Annotated in this window: 18 protein-coding genes and 1 pseudogene; 15 read left to right on the top strand and 4 right to left on the bottom strand. The window is 61.8% G+C overall.

What is annotated here, in order from left to right:
- Positions 1-2: 2 nt before the first annotated feature.
- From VJR68_RS02595 to VJR68_RS02605, 3 genes are all read left to right on the top strand, one after another.
- On the top strand, positions 3-665 hold the full coding sequence (locus VJR68_RS02595) for an NYN domain-containing protein (RefSeq protein ID WP_324145987.1): 663 nt from the start codon (positions 3-5) through the stop codon (positions 663-665).
- A gap of 185 nt (positions 666-850) precedes the next feature.
- On the top strand, positions 851-1,759 hold the full coding sequence (locus tag VJR68_RS02600; RefSeq protein WP_324145988.1) for a methyltransferase: 909 nt from the start codon (positions 851-853) through the stop codon (positions 1,757-1,759).
- Between the two features lie 97 nt (positions 1,760-1,856).
- A complete protein-coding gene (locus VJR68_RS02605) occupies positions 1,857-2,390 on the top strand; it encodes a pseudouridine synthase (protein WP_324146004.1) in 534 nt (177 codons plus the stop codon).
- 64 nt (positions 2,391-2,454) lie between these two features.
- Here VJR68_RS02605 and VJR68_RS02610 read toward each other — a convergent pair whose 3' ends face one another.
- The gene (locus VJR68_RS02610; RefSeq protein WP_324145989.1) at positions 2,455-3,243 is read right to left on the bottom strand and encodes a TatD family hydrolase; all 789 of its coding nucleotides are present in this window, start codon (positions 3,241-3,243) and stop codon (positions 2,455-2,457) included.
- A 221-nt stretch (positions 3,244-3,464) separates the two neighbouring features.
- Here VJR68_RS02610 and gspE point away from each other — a divergent pair, with 221 nt between their 5' ends.
- The 12 genes and pseudogenes from gspE to VJR68_RS02670 all read left to right on the top strand — a co-directional run bounded on the left by gspE (position 3,465) and on the right by VJR68_RS02670 (position 15,419).
- Positions 3,465-5,198, top strand: a complete 1,734-nt coding sequence (gene gspE / locus VJR68_RS02615) for a type II secretion system ATPase GspE (protein ID WP_324145990.1) — start codon at positions 3,465-3,467, stop codon at positions 5,196-5,198.
- A 384-nt stretch (positions 5,199-5,582) separates the two neighbouring features.
- Complete coding sequence (gene gspF / locus VJR68_RS02620; RefSeq protein WP_324145991.1) at positions 5,583-6,800, top strand: type II secretion system inner membrane protein GspF; 1,218 nt, start codon at positions 5,583-5,585, stop codon at positions 6,798-6,800.
- Positions 6,801-6,860: 60 nt separating this feature from the next.
- A complete protein-coding gene (gspG, locus tag VJR68_RS02625) occupies positions 6,861-7,301 on the top strand; it encodes a type II secretion system major pseudopilin GspG (RefSeq protein WP_324145992.1) in 441 nt (146 codons plus the stop codon).
- A 200-nt stretch (positions 7,302-7,501) separates the two neighbouring features.
- A pseudogene (locus VJR68_RS02630) lies at positions 7,502-7,945 on the top strand (GspH/FimT family pseudopilin); the annotation flags it as partial.
- Positions 7,942-8,349, top strand: a complete 408-nt coding sequence (locus tag VJR68_RS02635; RefSeq protein WP_324145993.1) for a type IV pilus modification PilV family protein — start codon at positions 7,942-7,944, stop codon at positions 8,347-8,349. The pseudogene VJR68_RS02630 and the gene VJR68_RS02635, both read left to right, overlap by 4 nt.
- Positions 8,350-8,441: 92 nt before the next feature.
- A complete protein-coding gene (locus VJR68_RS02640; RefSeq protein ID WP_324145994.1) occupies positions 8,442-9,218 on the top strand; it encodes a prepilin-type N-terminal cleavage/methylation domain-containing protein in 777 nt (258 codons plus the stop codon).
- A 104-nt stretch (positions 9,219-9,322) separates the two neighbouring features.
- Positions 9,323-10,255 carry a type II secretion system protein GspK gene (locus tag VJR68_RS02645; protein ID WP_324145995.1) on the top strand — a complete coding sequence of 311 codons (933 nt, stop codon included), beginning with the start codon at positions 9,323-9,325 and terminating at the stop codon, positions 10,253-10,255.
- Positions 10,252-11,421, top strand: coding sequence for a PilN domain-containing protein (locus VJR68_RS02650; protein WP_324145996.1), 1,170 nt, complete (start codon positions 10,252-10,254; stop codon positions 11,419-11,421). Before VJR68_RS02645 ends, VJR68_RS02650 begins: the two co-directional genes overlap by 4 nt.
- The gene (gene gspM / locus VJR68_RS02655) at positions 11,418-12,086 is read left to right on the top strand and encodes a type II secretion system protein GspM (protein ID WP_324145997.1); all 669 of its coding nucleotides are present in this window, start codon (positions 11,418-11,420) and stop codon (positions 12,084-12,086) included. The genes VJR68_RS02650 and gspM overlap by 4 nt, the downstream gene beginning before the upstream one ends.
- Positions 12,083-12,814, top strand: coding sequence for a hypothetical protein (locus VJR68_RS02660; RefSeq protein WP_324145998.1), 732 nt, complete (start codon positions 12,083-12,085; stop codon positions 12,812-12,814). The genes gspM and VJR68_RS02660 overlap by 4 nt, the downstream gene beginning before the upstream one ends.
- A gap of 3 nt (positions 12,815-12,817) precedes the next feature.
- Entirely contained in the window at positions 12,818-15,208 is a 2,391-nt protein-coding gene (gspD, locus tag VJR68_RS02665) for a type II secretion system secretin GspD (RefSeq protein ID WP_324145999.1), read from the top strand.
- Positions 15,209-15,263: 55 nt separating this feature from the next.
- A complete protein-coding gene (locus tag VJR68_RS02670) occupies positions 15,264-15,419 on the top strand; it encodes a hypothetical protein (RefSeq protein WP_324146000.1) in 156 nt (51 codons plus the stop codon).
- 189 nt (positions 15,420-15,608) lie between these two features.
- On the opposite strand, the gene VJR68_RS02675 is transcribed toward VJR68_RS02670, so the two are convergent.
- The 3 genes from VJR68_RS02675 to VJR68_RS02685 all read right to left on the bottom strand — a co-directional run bounded on the left by VJR68_RS02675 (position 15,609) and on the right by VJR68_RS02685 (position 21,146).
- A complete protein-coding gene (locus tag VJR68_RS02675) occupies positions 15,609-16,625 on the bottom strand; it encodes a glycoside hydrolase family 43 protein (RefSeq protein ID WP_324146001.1) in 1,017 nt (338 codons plus the stop codon).
- A 33-nt stretch (positions 16,626-16,658) separates the two neighbouring features.
- Positions 16,659-18,143, bottom strand: a complete 1,485-nt coding sequence (locus VJR68_RS02680) for an MFS transporter (protein ID WP_324146002.1) — start codon at positions 18,141-18,143, stop codon at positions 16,659-16,661.
- 105 nt (positions 18,144-18,248) lie between these two features.
- The gene (locus tag VJR68_RS02685) at positions 18,249-21,146 is read right to left on the bottom strand and encodes a TonB-dependent receptor (RefSeq protein ID WP_324146003.1); all 2,898 of its coding nucleotides are present in this window, start codon (positions 21,144-21,146) and stop codon (positions 18,249-18,251) included.
- Between the last annotated feature and the right edge of the window lie 110 nt (positions 21,147-21,256).

Here is a 21,256-nt window from a genome sequence, read left to right on the forward strand (position 1 = left end):
CTATGCCAAGTACCGCCATCCTCGTCGACGGCGCTTTTTTTCTTGCCCGCTATCGCAAAGTGTGGGGCGATCGCGACGCCAATGATGCGCGCACCGTCGCCAAGACGCTGTTCGGCATGGCGCTGGAACATCTCAAGGCGCTGGATCGTCCGCGCGAAGCGCTCTACCGCATTTTCTTCTACGACTGCCCGCCGCTGGAAAAAGTGCTGATCAAGCCGATCAGCGGCGAAAGCATTGATTACTCGCGCACCGGCGCCGCCGCCTTCCGTCGCGATCTGCACGATCAGCTCCGCCGCCAACGCAAGATGGCGCTGCGCCTGGGGCGGCTTACCGACCGCGGCGAGTGGAAACTCAAGCATCAGGCTTATCAGCAATTGCGCGACGAATCGCTGTACTGGGATGAACTCTCCGACGAGCACTTCGAGCCGGACATGCGCCAGACCCAGGTCGACATGAAGATCGGCATCGACATCGCTGCGCTGGCTTACAAGAAGCAGGTGGATCAGATCGTGCTGGTGGCGGGCGATGCGGATTTCATTCCGGCCGCGAAGCTGGCGCGTTACGAAGGCATCGATTTCATTCTCGACCCGATGTGGCAGGGCATTGCGCCCGACCTGCACGAGCATATCGACGGGTTGCAGTCGGTGTGTCCGCGACCTTTTTAAGGGGGCCGCATACGGCGGCGGCTTGAAATTATGGGGCATCCCTTTTGCGGGGATGCCCTTGCCGCTGATGCGGGCGACCATGCATGCCGTGGACGGTGCGCGATTCGTAAACTAATCGTAAAATGTCCACGCTCGCTGTACGGGGATTGCGGCAGGCTGCCGCGCATCGCTAATGAGGAGTCGTCATGAAGACCCGCTTCGCCTTCGGTTTGTCCGTCGCCCTGTTGTCGGCCGGCGTGGCCCACGCACAAACGGCAGGGCAGGATCAGCCCTCCGGCGATCTGGTGCCACCGACCAGCGCCAGCGATTTCACCTCCGGCCAGCTCGACTCGGTGCTGGCCGGTTCCTGGCGTTCCGAGCACAACAAGGCGCGCGACGTCTATCGCCATCCCAAGGCCACGCTGCAGTTCTTCGGCCTGCAGCCGGACAAGACGGTGATCGAAATCACCCCCGGCGGCGGCTGGTATACCGAGATCCTGGCGCCGCTGCTGCGTGACAACGGCCATTACGTTGCGGCGGTATCCGGCGGCAACGGCGGCGAAGACAAGCAGGACGCCGACGCGCTGCGCGCCAAGTTCAAGGCGGATCCGGCCGAATACGGCAAGGCCAGCGTCGTCATCTACAACCCCAAGGCACCGGTGTTCGGTCCGCCCGGCTCGGCCGACATGGTGCTGACCTTCCGCAACGTGCATAACTGGACGATGGCCGGCAATGCCCAAACCATGTTCAAAGCGTTCTATGCGGTGCTGAAGACCGGAGGCACCTTGGGCGTGGTCGATCATCGCGCTGCACCGGGCGCCACGCTGGAGTCATCGAAGGGCAGCGGCTATCTGCCGACCGACTACGTGATCAAGCTCGCCACCGACGCCGGTTTCAAACTGGATGGGCAGAGCGAGATCAACGCCAATCCCAAGGACACCAAGAATTATCCCAAGGGTGTCTGGACGCTGCCGCCGACGCTTACCCTGGGTGACAAGGATCGCGACAAGTATCTGGCGATTGGCGAATCCGATCGCATGACGCTGCGGTTCGTAAAGACCGGTGTCAACAAGGCGCCGGCAACGCCCGCGCCGGCAGGCACTACCGGCCATTGAAGCGTGTAGGCTGGGAGGAAATCCCAGCATGCAGGGGCATCGCGGTGCTGGGATTTCATCCCAGCCTACGATGGCATTCCAGCTCACGCCGTGCACCATGCTTATTGCGCTGAATAAACCGTATGGCGTGCTCTGCCAGTTCACGACTCAAGACGGCCGGCCAACGCTGGCCGATTACGTGCGCCAGAAAGATGTCTATCCCGCCGGCCGGCTGGATCACGACAGTGAAGGTCTGCTGCTGCTGACCGATGATGGCGTCTTGGCGCATCGCCTGACCGATCCGAAGCATAAGCAGCCGAAAACCTATCTGGTGCAGGTGGACGGCGCGCTTAGCGATGAAGCGGTGCAGGCGTTGCGTCGTGGCGTCATGTTGAATGATGGGCTGACCTTGCCGGCGCTGGCCGAGCATGCTCAAGAACCGGCATGGTTATGGCCGCGCGATCCGCCGGTGCGGTTTCGCAAGAGCATTCCGACCCGTTGGTTGTCGATCACCTTGCGCGAGGGACGCAATCGCCAGGTGCGCCGAATGACCGCGGCGGTGGGTTTCCCAACGCTGCGACTGATACGCGTGAAAATCGGCGATTACGCCTTGGACGAATTGAAACCCGGCGAGACACGCGTACTCGCGTAGGTTGGGGTGCGAACCCCAACATCACCATCTCCCACGCATCACGATGTTGGGGCTCGCACCCAACCTACAGAAGGCCAAAAAACGCTCGCGCCGCCGCCGTGCTGTGGGCCGCCGTTTCCTCTGCCGACTCCCCGCGATCCCGCGCGATCTCCTCGCAGATATGCTTCAGATACATCGGCTCATTGCGCCGATGGCTCGGTTGCGGACGCACCGTGCGCGGCAGCAGATACGGCGCATCCGTCTCGATCAACAGACGATCCGCAGGAATCTCGCGCACGAACTCGCGCAAATGCGTGCCGCGCCGCTCATCGCAAATCCAGCCGGTGATGCCGATATGGCAATCCAGCGCGAGATAGTCGAGCAATGCCTCGCGCGTATCGGTAAAGCAATGCACCACCGCCGCCGGCACCTTGTCGCGGTAGCGCTTGAGCAGTGCCAGAAAATCGTGATGCGCATCACGCTGGTGCAGAAACAGTGGCTTGCCCACGTCCGCAGCGATCCGCAGCTGGCGCTCGAACACCTCCAGCTGCACGTCACGCGGCGAATAATTGCGGTTGTAATCCAATCCAGTTTCGCCCACCGCGCGTACTTCCGGTGTGGCTGCAAGCTCGCGCAGACGCGCATCGGTCAAATCGCTGTAATCGATCGCATGATGCGGATGCACACCGGCCGTCGCATACAGCATGCCCGGATGCTTGCGCGCCAGTTCCAGTGCGTGATCACTACCGGCATGTGACGCGCCGGTGACGACCATTTGAATCACTCCATGCGCTTGTGCGCGCTGCAGCACAGCATCGAAATCGTGCCGGAACGATTCGTGAGTAAGGTTGGCTCCGATATCGATAAGCTGCATGGCGAACCCTTAAAAATATCGATTGTCTCATCCGTGAACGGCCCGATCCATGCCGTTGCTTGCGTCTTCACAGTCTCTTAGCACGTGAATGCCGTCGCGCAGTTAGGCTCGCCAGCCCCTTCAGGGATGTGTTACCAATGGGATTCGCCTTTCGACGTAAGGGAACGAAAGGGCAGGCGGCACATTATTTTTATGAGCAGTAAACCAAACGGGGTGGAACCATGTCGGCAGCCATGAAGCCGGCGTCCCTTGGGACGATTCAAGGCACGGAAGACCACGAAGCAGCCGTATGCGCGCTGCTGGTTGCGCGCGGGCGCCTGAAGGACAACGATCTGGCACGCGCCAGGCGGCTGCACGAGGAAGCGCCGGAGGGCACGCTGACCGCATTGCTTGCCCGGCTGGGTCTGGTTTCCGAGCGCGATCTGGCCGAAGCCTGGGCCGAGCGCCTGCATGCGCCGCTCTTGGCGGCACGCGATGCACCGGACATGCCGCCGGCCGATCTCGACGTATCCATACGCTTTCTCAAACAGCAGCACGTGGTGCCGGTGCGTGCGAGCGAAGAAGGCATTGCGTTGATCGTCGCCGATCCCGCCGATCCTTATCCCTTGCACGCCGTGCAACTCGCGTCGGGCAAGCCAGTGTCGCTGTACATCGGCATTCGCTCGGAAATCGACGACCTGATCGAACGTTATTACGGCCAGGGCCGCTCCGCGATGGGCACCATCGTGGAGAACCTCGACGGCAGCAGTTCGGAAGAGGAAGACGTCGAGCACCTGCGTGACTTGGCTTCCGAAGCGCCGGTGATTCGCCTGGTGAATCTGATCCTGCAGCGCGCCGTCGAACAGCGCGCGTCGGACGTGCACATTGAGCCGTTCGAAAATCGTTTGAAAGTGCGCTACCGCATCGACGGCGTGCTGCACGAAGTGGAAGCGCCACCTTCCAGCTCCACCGCGGCAGTGATCAGCCGCGTAAAGATCATGGCGAAACTCAATATCGCCGAACGCCGCCTGCCGCAGGACGGCCGCATCCAGTTGCGTGTGCAAGGCAAGGAGTTGGACCTGCGCGTTTCCACCGTGCCGACCAGTTTCGGCGAATCGGTGGTAATGCGAATTCTCGACCGCGAAACGGTGGTGTTCGATTTCGCATCGCTGGGCTTCACCGACAGTTTCCAGCAACGTTTCATCGATGTGCTGGAACGCCCGCACGGCATCCTGCTCGTCACCGGTCCGACCGGTTCGGGCAAAACCACCACGCTCTACACCGCGCTGTCGAAGATCAACACGCCGGGCGTAAAGATCATCACCGTCGAAGACCCGGTGGAATACCAGCTCGAAGGCATCAACCAGATCCAGGTGAAGCCGCAGATCGGCCTGGATTTCGCCAACGCGCTGCGCTCGATCATGCGCCAGGATCCGGACGTGATCATGATCGGCGAAATGCGCGACCTTGAAACCTGCCGCATCGCGATCCAGTCCGCACTGACCGGCCACTTGGTGCTGTCGACCTTGCATACCAACAGCGCATCGGGCGGCGTCACGCGCTTGCTCGACATGGGCGTGGAAGATTACCTGCTCGGCTCTACCGTCAACGGCATCCTTGCGCAACGCCTGGTGCGCCGGCTTGATCCGGAAACCGCCATCCCCTACGAAGCGCCGCCGGAAGTCATCAAGGAATTCGAGCTGGAGAAATACACCGACGAGCGGCCAATCCGCTTGTGGAAACCCGGTAGCAGCGCGTCCAATCCCACCGGTTACCGTGGCCGCCGCGCCATCATGGAATTCCTGGTGATGAGCGACTCCCTCCGCCGCCTGGTGATGCAACGCGCCGATGCCAGCGTCATCGAACGCCAGGCACGCGCCGAAGGCATGCGCACCATGTACGAGGACGGCATCGCCAAGGCGGTGGCGGGCATCACCACCATTGAGGAGGTGTTGCGTGTTACGCAGGAGGGCTAAGGCATTGGCTCTTGCCCTTTCTGCCCTTTGGGGAGAAGGCCGGGGTGAGGGGGCATGCTCCGAACTTAAGGGTTTTCAGTCGCCGGAAACTTCTGCTCGTCATTCCAGCGAAAACTGGAATCCAGCGACTTTGAGGCTGAAAAGGCACTGGATTCCTCGCTCCTCAAAGCCGAGCACATCCATGTGCTCTCCCCGCGTACCAGCTTTCGCTGGAATGACGGGTTGGGGTTCTACGGTGTTGAAAAAAAACTTAAGTTCGGAGCACTGGGAAGCGTGCTCGAATGTAACGGTTGGTCAAGATTCGCCCGTCACCTCAACCCTCTCCCCCGCGAAGAAAGCTGGTAAACGGGGAAGAGGAAGCGAACGCCAAGAGCCGGTTCTTATATGAGCCAATTCCGCTACCGCGCCGTCAGCACCTCCGGCGAAATCGTGGAAGGCCAAATGGAAGCCGCCAGTCTCGACGAAGTGATCGTGCGGCTGCAGGACCAAGGCCACACACCGCTGGAAGCCAAGCCCGCGGATGCCGAAGGCGCCGGCGGCGGTTTCGCCCGTTTGTTCAAGCGCGGTCCTTTCAGCGGCGATCAACTGGCGCAATTCACGCATCAGCTCGCGACATTGCTGGGTGCAGGACAGCCATTGGATCGCGCACTCGGCATCCTGATGGATCTGCCCGAAGGCGAGCACGCCAAGAAACTGATCGAACGCGTGCGCGATCGCGTGCGTGGCGGTACACCGCTGTCGCAAGCGATGGATGAAGAACACGGCGTCTTCCCCAAGCTCTACATCGCGCTGGTGCGCGCGGGCGAAGTCGGCGGTTCGCTGGAAGACACCCTGCGCCGCCTGGCCGATTACCTGGAACGCACGCAACAGCTGCGAGGCAGCATCATCAATGCGCTGATCTATCCGGCATTCCTGATGGTCGGCGTATTCGGCTCGCTGTTGCTGTTGCTTACCTACGTGGTGCCGCAATTCGTGCCGATCTTCCAGGACATGCAGGTGCCGATTCCGTGGATCACCCGCGCCGTACTTGCTCTGGGCACCACCATGCAGGACTGGTGGTGGCTGATCATCGTGCTCGTGGCCGGCGGCGTCATGATCTGGCGCTCGCGCATGCGCGATCCGGTGTCGCGCCTGGCCTGGCATGAGCGCCTGTTGAAGATGCGCCTGGTCGGCCCGCTGGTGTTGAAAGTGGAAACGGCGCGTCTTGCGCGCACGCTCGGCACGCTGGTGAAGAACGGCGTGCCGCTGCTGTCGGCCTTGGGCATTGCGCGCATGGTCACCTCCAATCGCGCGCTGGACGAATCGCTGGTGCAGGCCACCGACATGGTGAAAGGCGGCAATGGTTTGAGCCTGGCGCTCGGCCAATCGCAGCGTTTCCCGCGCCTGGCGATCCAGATGGTGCAGGTTGGCGAGGAGGCCGGGCAGCTCGACACCATGTTGCTCAAAGTTGCGGACACCTTCGAGCTGGAAAGCCGCCGTTCCATCGATCGCCTGCTGGCCGCGCTGGTGCCCGCCCTTACCATCGTGATGACGGTGTTCGTGGCCATCATCATGGCGGCAATCCTGCTACCGCTGCTCAGTCTTACCAGCAACATCCAATGATCGCCGTTGTCCGAATTTCATAGCTTTCTATTCCACGCTTCGATACGGAGAAACCAACCTATGCAGTACAGATATCCACGGACCCGGCAGCTACGCCATCCTCATCGCAGCGCGGGTTTCACCTTGCTGGAAATGCTGGCCGTGATCGTGCTGATCGGCATCGTCGGTGCGATCGTGGTGCGCCAGGTCGGCAGCAGCGTGGACAAGGGCAAGTTCGGTGCAGGCAAAGCCCAGCTCACCACCTTGAGCCAGGCCATCGACGCCTACGCGCTGGACAACGGTTCGCCGCCCGGTCAACTCGGCGATCTGGTCAGCAAGCCCGCCAATGCCACCAACTGGCAAGGCCCGTACGTCAAGCCGTCGCAGCTCAAGGATCCGTGGGGCCACGACTTTGGCTACAAGTATCCGGGCGAGCACGGCAACTACGACCTGATTTTCTACGGCCGCGATGGCAAGCCCGGCGGAGAGGGCTATGACGCGGATGTGGGGAATTGGCAGTGATCGATGCGCGCGCCCGATGTCTTTTCCCCACGGGGGAGAGGATCAGGGTAGAGAACTGCTCTCGCGACGAGAGCAGTTCGAAGCGCGTATTTGAAAGCACCGCCATCTCGTCGCCCCGGCGCACGCCGGGGCCCAGTGACTTTAGGGAGCCATCCAGGCGCTGGGCCCCGGCGTGCGCCGGGGCGACGAAAGTAAAAAGCGCTCGCGGCTTCACGCTGCTCGAAATGCTCGCCGTCATCATCCTCATCGGCATCGCCGCCGCAGCGGTGTCGATCTCGGTGGCGCACGGCCTGGCCAGCGCGCGCATCAATGCTGCGGCTGGCGAACTGGCCGCATCGCTGCGCGCCACGCGAACGCAAGCCATCGTGCACGGCGAGCAGCGCGTGTTCGAAGTGGATACCAACGGCGATACCTACCGCGGCGCAGATAGACGCGACATACGTTTGCCGAAAGGGCTGGAGCTTTCCGTCACCAGCGCCGCCAGCGATCAATCCGGCGGCCAGATCGCGCGCATTCGTTTTTTCCCTGATGGCAGTTCCACCGGCGGGCGCATCACCTTGCGCAGCGGCCAGCGCGAATGGCACGTCAACGTGTCGTGGCTGACCGGCGCCATCACCCTTTTCGATACGGCGAAGCACACGTGAGTCATTCGCTTCGCCATGCACGTGGATTCAGCCTGCTGGAAGTCATCGCCGCCATCATGCTGCTGGCGATCGCTTTCGGTGCATTGATGGAAGTGGCAGGCGGTTCGATCCGGCTGACGCAGAAGGCATCCGACTATACGCAGGCCGCGTTGTGGGCGCGTTCGGCGCTCGATACGCGTTTTGTGCTGGAGCCGTTGCAGCCCGGCGTAACGCAAGGAAAGTTCGACAATCGCTTTCGCTGGCGCTTGCAGGTGTCGCCATGGGCGGTGCCGAACAGTGCGCCGGCAGGCACGCCGTATGCGTTCCAGATGTACAAGCTCGATCTCGATGTGATGTGGGGCGCGGCGCCGTTCGAGCACACGGCGCGTTTCAGTACGTTGCGGATTGGGAGCAATGCGCCATGACGCATTTCACGTACCACAGCCTGCACGGTCATCATTCCCGCGAAAGTGGGAACACCACGTCGCCCCGGCGAAGGCTGGGGCCCAGCGACTTTATGGATCTCTCAAGTCGCTGGGCCCCGGCCTTCGCCGGGGCGACGATCAATCGCACAACCATGCGCTTTTGCGAGAACGACGGCCACGTGCTGGCGACTCGTACCCACTTCGCCGCACGCGCCAAAGGCTTCACCCTGCTCGAAGTCCTCGCCGCCATGGCCTTGCTCGCGCTGCTCTTGCTTGGCGTGTACTCCGGCGTGCGTTCGGCCACGCACACCGTGCAGGCCGGCTCGGTGAAGATCGAGCAGCTCGATGAAATACGTTCCGCGCAGCAGTTCCTCGGTCGCGAACTCGCACAGGCGATGGCGCAGCCGATGGCGCACGACAACGACGGCAACGGCGTGTTCTTCGTCGGCAGCGGCGACAGCATGCGTTTCGTCGCACCGTTGCCCGGTTATCTCGGACGCATGGGGCCGCAGCTGATCGAAGTGAAGCTGGTCAAGGGCGAACACGGCAAGCAACTGGTGGCGAGCCTCGCCGTATTGCCGCCCGATGGCGGCGAACCCAAAGCGCTGGGCGAACCGCAGGTGCTGCTGGATGGCGTGATCGATGGCAGCTTCAGCTATCGCGGTGTCAATCAGCAGGGCCAGCCGATGGATTGGCAAGGCGATTGGAACGCACCCGCCACCATGCCTAACCTGGTCACCATCAAGCTGGCGCTGGATAGAGATCGTCCATGGCCGATGCTGAGCGTGCCCTTGCGCGTGAATGCCGCGGCGATGCAGGGACCGGGCAATCTGCTGCGCGGTTTGCGCGGGCCGGGAGTGGGGCCGTGAAGACCGGGACTCGGGACTCGGGACTCGGGACTCGGAAGAGCCGCATTGCGCCCCTCCTGTGCTCATTCTTTCGATTAAAAAACGTTGCGCGGCAAGAACAAGCAGTGCCCCGTCGCAAGACGCTATTCCCGATTCCCGATTCCCGAGTCCCGAGCCCCGCTTCGAACGCATTCGGCCACAACCAACGCGGCGTCGCCTTGCTGCTGGTGATGTGGGCGTGCACCTTGCTCGCCATCCTGCTGGGTGGCTACGCGGTGCTGGCGCATACCGAAGGTTTGCAGTCCAGCTATCAATTCGAGCAAGCGCGGGCGCACTATGCCGCGGAAGCGGGTGTGATGCGCGCGATCTATGCGTTGCAGGCGCCCAGCGTCAACGATCGCTGGATTGCCGACGGCCGCGTCTATCCGTTCGAATTCGAGCACGCCAAAGTCGGTGTAGCGGCTACGGCGGAAAGCGGCAAGGTGGATCTCAACGCGGCGTCGCCCGATGTGCTCACCCGCTTGCTGCAGAACACGGGCGTCGATGCGCCGCATGCGAGCCAGATTGCGCAAGCGATCGTCGATTGGCGCAGCTTTCCGATTTCGCCGCAGCAGATCGCGCAGCGCAAGGCGGCTTACGTTGCAGCCGGCCGCGACTACGGTCCGCGCAACGGCCCGTTTGCCAGCGTGGAAGAGCTGCAGATGGTGCTCGGCATCACACCTGATCTCTACGCGAAAATTGCGCCGTACGTCACGATCTGGTCAGGCCGCGCCAGCCCTGATCCCAATACCGCGCCGCTGCTCGCCTTGGCGTCGGTGCCTGGCATGGATCTGCAACATGCCGCAGCGATCATCGCCGCGCGTCCCACTTCGTCGGCAGGTGCCAATGCTGCCGCGGGGCTGGTCGCCAACAATGGCATCACGCATAGTATTCGTTCAGAGGCCGAGCTCGCCGACGGCACGCGCGCTATCTTGCGTGTCACGGTACGCTTGCAAGGATATCGGCCCGGTTCGCAGGCTTTTGCGGTGCTGCGCTGGCAAGAGGGAGACGGGGAGTGAATTCCGCAACGCAGACACTGCGACCGCAACTTGAGCGCGCACGCCGTGCATGGCGCGGCTCGCCTTTGCCGGGCTTTTTCGCCTGGTGGTGGGGCGAGTTGCGCGCACTGCTGCCAGTGCGCTGGCAGGCCTTTTTCGGCGGCGGCAACGTATGGTGTTTATTGCATCATCACGATGGCCAGTGGTCCGTGCGCCGCAGCGGCCAGCCGCAAGCATCGGCGCCGTGGGCCGACACGCTGGATGCGCCCGAACAGCAAGCGCTGTTGAATGCCGCCGTCGCCGACGTCGACAAGCAGGATCTGCGTTTGGCGTTGTGCCTGCCGCAGGAAGCCGTCTTGCGCCGGCGCCTGCTGCTGCCCGAAGCCGCGCGCGACAACCTGCGCCAGATCGGCGCGTTCGAAATGGATCGGCAAACGCCGTTCCGTGTCGACCAGGTCTACTACGACCTGCGCGAACTGAAGAGTCCTGCGCCGGCCGGCCGCATCGCCGCCGAACTCGTTGTGGCCACGCGCGCGGCGGTGGATGCCAAGCTCGAACATCTGCGCAATGCCGGCATCGCCATCGACGCGGTGGATCTGTGCGATGGCGACGCGCGCCTGGGCGTGAACCTGTTGCCGCCGGAACGCGCGCGCCCGCATCGCGATCCGCGCCGCCGCCTCAATCTCATCCTTGCCGTCGCCGCCGTGCTGCTGTTGCTGCTGTGCCTGGGCCAATACCTGCACAACCGCCAGGAAGCGCTCGCCGCCATGCAGACGCAGGTCGATGACATGCGCGCTGACGCACAAAAGATCGCGCAGCTGCGCAAGCAGTTGGAAGACAGCACCGGCGCCGCCGGTTTCCTGGCCAAGCGCAAGACCGATTCCGTCGCCGTGGTGGATGTGTTGCAGGACCTCACCGCGCGCATTCCCGATGACACCTGGCTGGAACGCTTCACCGTCGATAGCGCCGGCCGCGTCGGCATCCAGGGCCAGAGCGCGAAAGCGGCTTCGCTGATCGACGTCCTGCAAGGCAGCAAGCTGCTGACCGGCGCGAACTTCCAGGGCGTGATCCAGCGCGACCCGGCCACCAACAAAGAACGCTTCTTCATGGATGCGCAGCTGCACAAGCCTTCCGCCGGCAACACCGGCAAGCCTGCCGCGAGCAGCAGCGCCGGAGGTACGCCATGAAGATGCGGCCCATGAAACCGGCGGAAAGCCGCATCGCCGCGATCGGCCTGCTGCTGCTCGTGCTGGTGCTGGCGTATTTCCTGTTGCTGCACTGGTGGTTCGTGTCGCCGCTGCGCGACATCGACAGCCAGATGGATGACCTGCGGGACACGCAAAGCCGCTACGCCGCCGCCATTGCGGAAAAGCCGCAACTGCAAAAGCGCATCGAAGAACTCGGCCACAACCAGACCGACAGCAGCACCTTCCTGCCGGAAAGCGATCCCAATGCCGCCTCCGCCTCGCTGATGCAGCGCGTGGTGGACGACGCCGCCAAGTTCGCGCAGGAAGGCAGTTGCGAAGTCAGCCAGAAGATGCCGGTGAACAATCCGGGTGCGACCTCCACCGATCCGTATCAGAAGGTGGTGGTCAGCATCAGCCTGCATTGCGACATGCAGCCGCTGGTCGGATTGCTGTACACGCTGGAGAAAGGCAAGCCATATCTGTTCGTGCAGGACTTCAGCGTGTACCGCAATCCGCTGGTCAACCAGCAAAAGAATGTCGCGCCGCTGGAAGTGCAGTTCACGCTCGCCGGTTACGTGCGCGCTGCCAATGCGGCCGGCACGCCGCCGGCCAATGGCAATGGCGCGAACCCGACCGAACAGCCGGCCGGAGGGGACGACGAATGAACGCCGCCTCGCAACGTCGTCTGACCCCTGTGTTCGGTGCCGCCGTCGCGGTGCTGGGCATCGCGCTGATGTCACTGCTGTTCGGTGCCGGACACGGCGTCAGCTGGGATCCGCCGCGCCCGGTGCCGCCGCTGCCGGCCGCGCGCGCCATCGCGCTGCCGACGCCCCCGCCGCTGCCGAGCTACGCGCAAACCTGGGAACACCCGTTATTCAGCGCCGACCGCAAGCCGATCGTCACCCAGGGTGGCGGTAGCGAAGGGGTAAGCCTGGGCGATCTGCAGCTCACCGGCATCATCCTTACGCCCAAGTTGCACATCGCCTTGCTCGGCCCTGTCAACGGCAAGGGCGATGACGACAAACAGGTGAGCGTACGCGAGGGCGCGACGCTGCCCGACAGCAACTGGAAGCTGATCCAGGTATTACCTCGCTCGGCCATTTTCACCTCGCCCAGCGGACGCACGGAACTGAAACTGCCTGCCGGTGCTCCCATCGACCAGCCGGCCGGACAGCCCAATGCACCGCAGGGCGCGGTACCAATGAACCCGCCGCCGGGACCGGGGCCGGGCACACCGCAGCCGCAAAACGGCGAGATGATGCGTCAAATGCCGCCGCCATCGCCGTCACCCAACGATGCGCAAGCGGAGCGCTTGCAAAAACTCAGGGCCGCCATCCTCAAGCAGCGTTCCCAACAGCAGCGACAGCAACAAGGGAACCAGGGAGAACACTGATCCATGTCACACACGCGCATGCAACCTAATCCACGCCATGCCCTGCGCATCGGCGCGATCGCGCTGGCGGTCTTCCTGAGCGGCTGTGCGGCCAACAAGCCGATGGTGCAGGACAACCACGAGCTGGAACGCGAAGCCGTCGCCGGCACCGAAAAGCCCGCGCCGCAGCCCGAGCCGCTCAACAACAACCTCAACAGCACGCCGCCGGCGCCGGCGGTGGCCAGCATCAAGGAGGGCACCGGCCAGTTCGTCAAGCCCACCGGGCTTGCCACGCCGCGACGCGCGGCAAGTGGCGCAGGCGCCGTCACCTTCAACTTCGAAAACCAGCCGGTGCAGGCGGTGGTCAAGGCGATCCTCGGCGACCTGTTGCACGAGAACTACACCATCGTGCCAGGCGTGCAGGGCAACATCTCCTTCTCCACCTCCGAGCCGGTGGACAGCAGCCAGGCCATGCCGATCCTGGAGACGCTGCTGTCGTGGACGCATAACGCGCTGGTGAAGACCGATGGGCGCTACGTAGTGATGCCGGACAAGGACGCGGTGGCGGGCAATGTTGCGCCCAGCCTGGGTGCTACCGCGCCTGCGGGCGGCTTGCAGGCACGCCTGTTTCCGCTGCACTACATCGCGGCGGACCAGATGCAGAAGTTGCTCAAACCATTCGCGCGCGCGGACTCGATCTTGCTGGTCGACAATGCGCGCAACGTGATCGTGGTATCGGGCACGCCTGACGAACTGGATAACTACAGCCGCACCATCCGCACTTTCGATGTGGATTGGTTGCGCGGCATGTCAGTGGGCGTGTTCAACCTGCAACACGCCAATGTTGAGGACCTGATGCCGCAGCTCGATGGCATGTTCGGTCCCAAGGGCGATACGCCTCTGGCGGGCATGTTCCGCTTCATTCCGATCAAGCGCACCAATGCGCTGGTCGTGATCAGTACGCAGCCAAGCTACCTCAGCGAAATCCGCGACTGGATCGCCAAGATCGATCTGGGTGGCGGTAACGAACCGCAGCTGTATGTATATGACGTGCGCAATATTGCCGCTGCCGACATGGCGCATTACCTGGCGCAGATTTACACCGATAACAGTGGCGGTAGCTCAGACCGAGGCGGCAGCGTTGCGCCTGGTGCGGGCGGAGCGACCACGTTGGGTGTGGGCAACAATGCCAACGGCAATACCAGTGGAATGGGTAGCACCGCGGGTAGCTTTGGCAGTTCAACAGGTACCAGTGGTGGACTTTCCAGCGGTATCGGCGGCAGCAGTGGTATTGGCGGCAACTCCTATTCGAGCGGAGGTTTCGGTTCTTCCTCGACGGGGGGCACCGGTACCAGTACAGGTATCAACGGCGTTGGTTCGAACGGTGGTCTAGCCAATACCCAAAGCCAAGATCAGGGCTACAGCTCGAAGGACGGTAGCATCCGCATTGGGTCAGTTAGCGCCAACAATCAGTTGTTGGTGCGCGCGCGGCCGGCACAGTGGTTGGAAATACTCAGTGTGATCAAACAACTCGACGTAGCGCCCTTGCAGGTGCAGATAGAGACACGAGTGTTCGAGGTGGCGTTGACGGGTGAATTCCAGTTTGGCGTGCAGTGGTATCTGCAGGGGCTGGCCGGTGGTCAGCAAACCAGTAACGGGTATACGCCCGGTTATCCCGGCGCACACCGCTGGATCGGTTTGGGCGGCGGTATCAATAGCAGTAGCATCTCAACCAACACGTACAGCGGGCAGCCGTTTTTCTACTCATTCCTGAGCCCGGGCGGGAAATTCCAAGTTGCGCTCAATGCACTGGAGACCAGCGGCAATACGAAAACGCTGTCTGCGCCGTCGCTAGTCGTGCTCAACAATCAGGTCGCGCACATCGCGGTAGGTGACCAGATACCGGTGAACCAGACTTACTACAACGGTGTAGGCACAGGAACCGGTACCACGGTTGGCGAGGTTCAATACATCAATACAGGCGTCATTCTCGACGTGCAGCCACGTGTGAACCCAGGTGGCCTGATCTACTTAAATATAGACCAGCAGGTTAGCCAACCCCAGGGCATCGCCAGCGGCGCGAACAATCCCACTATCTCGCAACGGCAGATCGCCACTCAGCTGAGTGTGCAGAATGGCCAGACCGTACTACTCGGTGGCCTGATTCAGCAGCAGGATAACAACGTCAATTCTGGTGTTCCGTTTTTAAGCCGTGTCCCCGTTCTCGGTAAACTGTTTGGCTCAACGAACAACAACAAGACGCGCACCGAGCTGATCGTACTGATCACGCCGCGCGTGATCAGCAATAGCGACGATGCCAAGCAGATCACCGATGAGTATCAGGAGAAATTCGAGTCGCTTGCGCCCCTGCGCGGCCAGAAGCCTCCGCCGCTGGAATATCCGCTGCGTCGCTAATGCGTAGGCTGGGATGACAATCCCAGCCTTGTCTTGCGTGCGTACGATGCTGGGATTGTCATCCCAGCCTACCAATCTGATCACCCCGCGGGTCATTGGCAACAGCGATGAAGCCAAGCAGATCACCGACGAATACCAGGAGAAATTCCAGTCGCTGGCACCGCTGCACGGCCAGAGTGCTCCGCCGCTGGAATCTCCGCTGCGCCGCTAATGCGTAGGCTGGGATGACAATCCCAGCCTGTCTTGCGTGCAATTTGTGATGCTGGGATTTCACCCCAGCCTACGAGTCCATTCGTCTAAAGCCATGTAGATTTGGGTGAGCGGAACGCGAACCCCAACCTCTCCGGGAATGCGAGCGACTGTTGGAGTTCGGCTGTGCCTCGCCCCAACCTACGCCATATCAGCGGCCATAGGGATCAATGCGCAGAATCCGCCCCTGCGCATCATGCTGCAACGCCGTCATCTTGATCGAACGCAGATGCGTGGCGCCGCCCGACAACATCGAGTCGTGGTAGAACAGGTACCACGTGTCGGCGAACTTGCAAATGGAGTGATGCGTGGTCCAGCCGACTACCTCGCTCAAGATCTGTCCTTGATAGGTAAATGGTCCATACGGATTGTCGCCGGTGGCATAGCAGATGAAATGCGTATCGCCGGTGGAGTATGAGAAGTAATACGTGCCTGCGTGTTTGTGCAGCCACGGCGCCTCGAAGAAACGGCGATCGTGATCGCCTGCGCGCAGCGGACGTCCATCCTGATCGAGAATCACGACCTCGCGCGGCGCTTCGGCAAACTGCCGCATGTCATCGCTGAGCCGCGCAATGCGCGGTCCCAATGCCGGCTCGTCAGCGGCGGGTTCGTCGTTGCGCTCGTCATACACGTTGTGGCGATACTTCTGCAGCTGACCGCCCCAGATGCCGCCGAAATACATGTAGTGGGCACCATCGTCATCTTCGTAAACCGCAGGATCGATCGAATAGCTGCCACCAATAGGCTCTGGTTCCGCCGCAAACGGGCCTTCCGGACGCTCCGCCACCGCTACGCCAATCTGAAAAATGCCGTCCGCGCGCTTGGCCGGAAAATAGAGGTAATAACGCCCGTTCTTGCTGGCGGCATCAGGCGCCCACATCTGCCGCGCAGCCCAGGCCACATCATTCACATGCAGCGCTACGCCGCAATCGACCACTTCGCTATCCGGCGAATCCATGCGGAAGACGTGATAGTCCTCCATGCAGAAGTGATCGCCGTTATCGTTGAACGGCGTGTCGCCTTCGATATCGTGTGAGGGATAAATGTAGATCGCGCCATGAAAGACATGCGCGGAAGGATCGGCGGTATACAGGTGCGTGACCAAAGGCTGTGAAATGGCGCTGGCGGCCAAAGCAGGCAAGTCGCGCTTTTCCGTTTCGTCGGGCATCAAACAAATCCATCGAGAAAGTTGTTTTGGAATTCAGGAGGGCAGGGCCGCCTCAAGCCGGCGCGCGCCCAGCTCCTGCTCGATACGCAGCTCCAGTGGCTTGTCGATCTCATACAGAGCCATCAGCGCCACGGCGGCCAGAAAAGGCAGCGAGCACAGCACGCTCACCGCCAGGCGAATGCCGGTGACGGCATCGGCGGACTGCGCCGGCGCATTGGCGTGATAGCCATAGAGCGCGAGAATGCCCGCCACCAGTGCGCCGCCGACGCTCAACCCCACTTTCAATCCGCACAACATGGCGGAGAAGATGATGGCGGTGGCACGGCGGCGGTTTTTCCATTCGGAGTAATCGGCCACGTCGGCGATCATCGCCCACAGCAGCGGAATGGTGATGCCGTAGAAAAAGCCGTGGAAAATATAAGAGACAACAACGGAAGCCACCGCAGTCGGCGGATAGACATAGAACGCAAGCAGAAAAAGCGTCGACGCCAGCAAGGCGCCGCTGAACACATTGCGCTTGCCAAACCGGTCCGCCAATCGTTTGGAAAAACCGATGCCGACGATCATGAAAATGATACCGAGTGCATTGAACAGGCTGAACGCCGACGTCGGCGCATCTTTCGGCCAGCGGAATTCGGTCAGGCCAAGCGCCGCAAGAAGCCGGTTCAATCCTGCGATGAGGTGGTTGAAACCGACGCCGTCGAGAAACGACGCAAGCTGTGCATCGCTGAGGTAGTACTTGAAGTAGTAGATGTACATCCCGCCTTTCAAGGCGAGATTGACGAATACCAGAATGGTCACGGCCAGCATGATCTGCCACGGCCGATTGCGCAGCAGGTCGGCCAGGTCATCGCGAACGCTGGCTGCCTGCTCGCGCTGCGGCACGATGCGTTCGCGCGTCGTGAAGAAGGTGATCAGAAAGAACAGCGTGCCGACGATGGCAAACAGCGTCATCACATTATGGAAGCCGCGCGCCTTGTCGCCATCGCCGAGTATCAGCACCAACGGCAACAGCAGCACCTGGATGATGAATTGCGCCACCATCACCGCCACGAAGCGGTAAGCAGAAAGACTGTTGCGCTCGGCCATGTTGCCGGTCAGCACGCCGCTCATCGCCGCATACGGCAGGTTGTTTGCGACATACACGAACACCAACAGGGAATAGGTGGCCCAGGCATAGGTCACCTTGGCTTGTGCGCCGAGCGACGGCGTGCTGAAAGCAAGCAGCGAAAGTGCGCCGAATGGAATCGCCGTCCACAGCACCCACGGCCGGAATTTGCCCCAGCGCGTGTGCGTGCGGTCCGCCATCAAGCCGATGGCCGGCGTGAATACAAATGCACCGAGCATGCCGACGGCGAAGATGATGCTTGCCGCCGTCGCGGCGGGAATCCGGAACACATCGGTATAGAAGAACGCCAGAAAGGTCACCAACGTCTGAAAAATCAGGTTGGCCGCCAGGTCGCCGAGGCTGTAACCGATTTTCTCAAGAACCGTAAGCGTTCGCGGAAGGTTATTCATGCGCGCTGACTCGTTGCTCCCTGGGGTGTCGTCGAAAGTTGGATACGAGACGGCCCGCCTGTCAATGCGATTGAGCGAGGCGGGCCACCGGTTCATCAGGCGTGATCAGAAGCTGCCGCGGATGCCGAGCATCACCGTAAAGCCTGGGGTGTAGAACGAATATGCGGCGTTGGAGTAGGTAAACGTCTGACGGAAATTGGCCTTGGTCAGGTTGGTCGCATCCAGCGTAATCATCGGCTTCGACGGCAAGTGTTCGAATTGGTAACTCGCGCCAAAGTCGAGCTGGCCGCGCGCATCGGTCTTGATCTGCCCGAACGGAAGGCCGTTCTGGTTCAGCGTGGAACTGATCTGTGCCGAATTCCACACATAAGCCAGGCGCAGCGTCGCACCGTAACCTTCCCAGTAACCGGTGAGGTTATACGTGTGCGGCGAGATGCCGATGGCTTGTGCCGGCACGCCCGAGCCGATGTTTCGCTGCGAGACCACGGTGTAGTTGGTCTGGATGCCGAGACCCTTGTAGATGAAATCCAGTGGCTGCACCCAGGTGAATTCTGCGCCCCGGATCGAAAGCGTGCCGTTCGCATTCACCTGCTGCGTCACCTGCACCTGCGCCGAGTCGGGCCCGCCACGCAGGTTGAGCGATTGCTGCTGCGTTGGCGTCAGGCTGTCGAACGCCACGCCGAGCGAGTTGAAAGGCACCAGGCTGGTCTGGTTGACGGTAAAGCCAGTGATGCGTTTGCCGAACAGGTCCAGCGCCACGTAGCCCTCGTTGCCGGTGTACCACTCGCCACCGACATCGAGGTTGGTCGCCAGATAGGGCTTGAGCTTGTCATTGCCTTCGCTGGCGATTTCCGCGGCCGGATCGGTGTAGTTGACGCCGGGCGTCATCGCGCTGGGGTCCGGACGCGTCATCGAGCGTGATGCTGCGAGGCGTAGCACGATGTCATCCGTGGCGTTGAACGCGGCGTTGAACGAGGGCAGATAGATGCCATAGGCATTCTTGTCCTGCACGGTGCCGGCGCCGACCTTGCCGGTGGACGTAATCACCGGACCGGTGACCGTCTGGTCGGTGTAGGCATGCCGCACGCCGCCGTTGATGCGCAGATCATGGCCGCCAAGGTCGAATTTGCCGTTGCCTTCGATGTACCACGCCCAGGTGCTTTCCTCGATGCCGCCGACATTGGCGCCGGTCACCGCGCCCGTGGCCATTGGCGCAATCGATGTGTAGTACGGATAGTTGGTGGCAGACAGCACGCTGTTGAAGTTCGGCGCGATAAAGCCGTCCGGCCCGGGCATGAAGTAAGAGGGAATGGCCGAGGTTGGAATCGCGCTTTTGCCGTAGCTCTGCCACGCCGTGCTGTCCACGTAGGCTTTGATCTGGCGTGCAATGTCGTCGTAGGCGATGCCGGCGCGCAGATTGTTGTCGTCACCACCCCACTGCAGATCCACGCGCGAGCCCTTGTTGGCGGTGACGCGCGTTTCGTTGGCCACCTGCAAGCGATACCACGCCCAGCCCGCGTTGGGATTGTTGAGATCCAGGCTGGGCGTAATGGTGGGGAAGGGGCCGCCGGTGTTGGTGAAATTCACCGTCGTCGGCGGCGAGATCACGCCCACCGTCGGTTGATAGTTGCTGTACCAGCTGCGTTGCGTATAGCCCTGGAAATCGAGCTTGATGTTTTCATCGGCACCGAACAGCAGCTCGCCACCCGGATTGATGTTGTAGAAGTGCACATGTTCCCGATAGGGAATGGCTTCCAGGAAGTATTGCGCGTTGGCAAACGTGGCTTGGGTGACCACGTTGTTCTTGTCGACCTGCATGTTGAGCGGAATCATCGAACCGCTGCGGCCGATAAGGTCCATGTCCAGTCGGTTGAAGTCGCGCTCCTGTTTGGAGAACAGCGTATCCAGATAGAAATGCGCGCGTTCGTCGGGGCGGAACTCGAACGACAGCATGCCCGCCTGATGGTCGTTGCTGCCCTGGATGTAGGCCGGGCGCCCCAGGCGCGGAATCAACGCATTCTCCAGCTGCGATGCGTTCAAATCCGGATTGTGCTGCAACAGCCAGGCGCTGTTGATGGCCTGTCCGGGGATCAGCCCGTTCCCTGCATTCGCCGGCACCGTGCGGGGAATCACCCAACTGCTGCCACCCGGGCTTTGGCACGGGCCGGTAATGCCGACGCACTGCGCGCCTGCCGGGGATGGCGTAGTCCAGCCGACGGTTTCAAAGCCGCGCACGTCGTAGTCGCTGCGCGAGGCGGTCAGGCCGGCCAGTACGCCGAACGTATTGGACTTGTTGGTCCAGCTGCCGATCAGGGCGCCGCGCGGTTGGGTATCGTGGCCGATCGAGCTGTAGACGCCTTGTGCCGAGTACGTCAGGTGCGTACCGGGATTGTCGAACGGGCGCGTCGTGCGCATGTCCACTACGCCGGCAATGCCGCCTTCGGTCATATCGGCCTGCGGTGTCTTGTTGACGGTGAGCTGCGTGAAGAACTCGCTCGGCAGAAGATCGAGGTCGACTTCGCGGTTCTGGTTTTGCGCGCCCAGCGTGCCGGATGAAGCGACCGCGATCTGGTCGCCGTTGAGCAGGACCTTGGTGAAGTCCGTACCGAGCCCGCGAATCTGTACGTTCATGCCTTCGCCATCTACATCACGCGAAATCTGCACGCCAGGTACGCGGTTGAGTGATTCGGCAATGTTGGTATCCGGGAACTTGCCGATGTCTTCGGCATACACCGTATCCACCACGTTCGTCGCATCGCGCTTGGCGTTGGTGGAGAACTCGATACTGTTGCGATAGCCGCCACTGACATTGACGGTGGCGAGTTGCTTGGGCTGCTTGGATGATGCTGCTTGCGTCTGGTTTTGCGTATTGTCCGATGCCTGGTTTTGCGCAGGCGCCGGCGATGGTGTCGACGTGTCTTGCGCATAGGTCGCACCTGCGGCACCGAGCAACGCAAGTGTCAGGGCGCGCGACAACAGGGTTCTTGCAACTAACGTTTGCACCGTACTCCCCTCCCTCCAAAATTCTTATGGCTTTGGTTATGCCGTCGAACGTCCGGTGAAGTGACTTGGCGTGACGTCGTGCCAGGCGAGCCGGTCGCTCTTGGGTATTG

This window comes from Dyella sp. (genome assembly GCF_035277725.1).
Lineage (GTDB): Bacteria > Pseudomonadota > Gammaproteobacteria > Xanthomonadales > Rhodanobacteraceae > Dyella_B.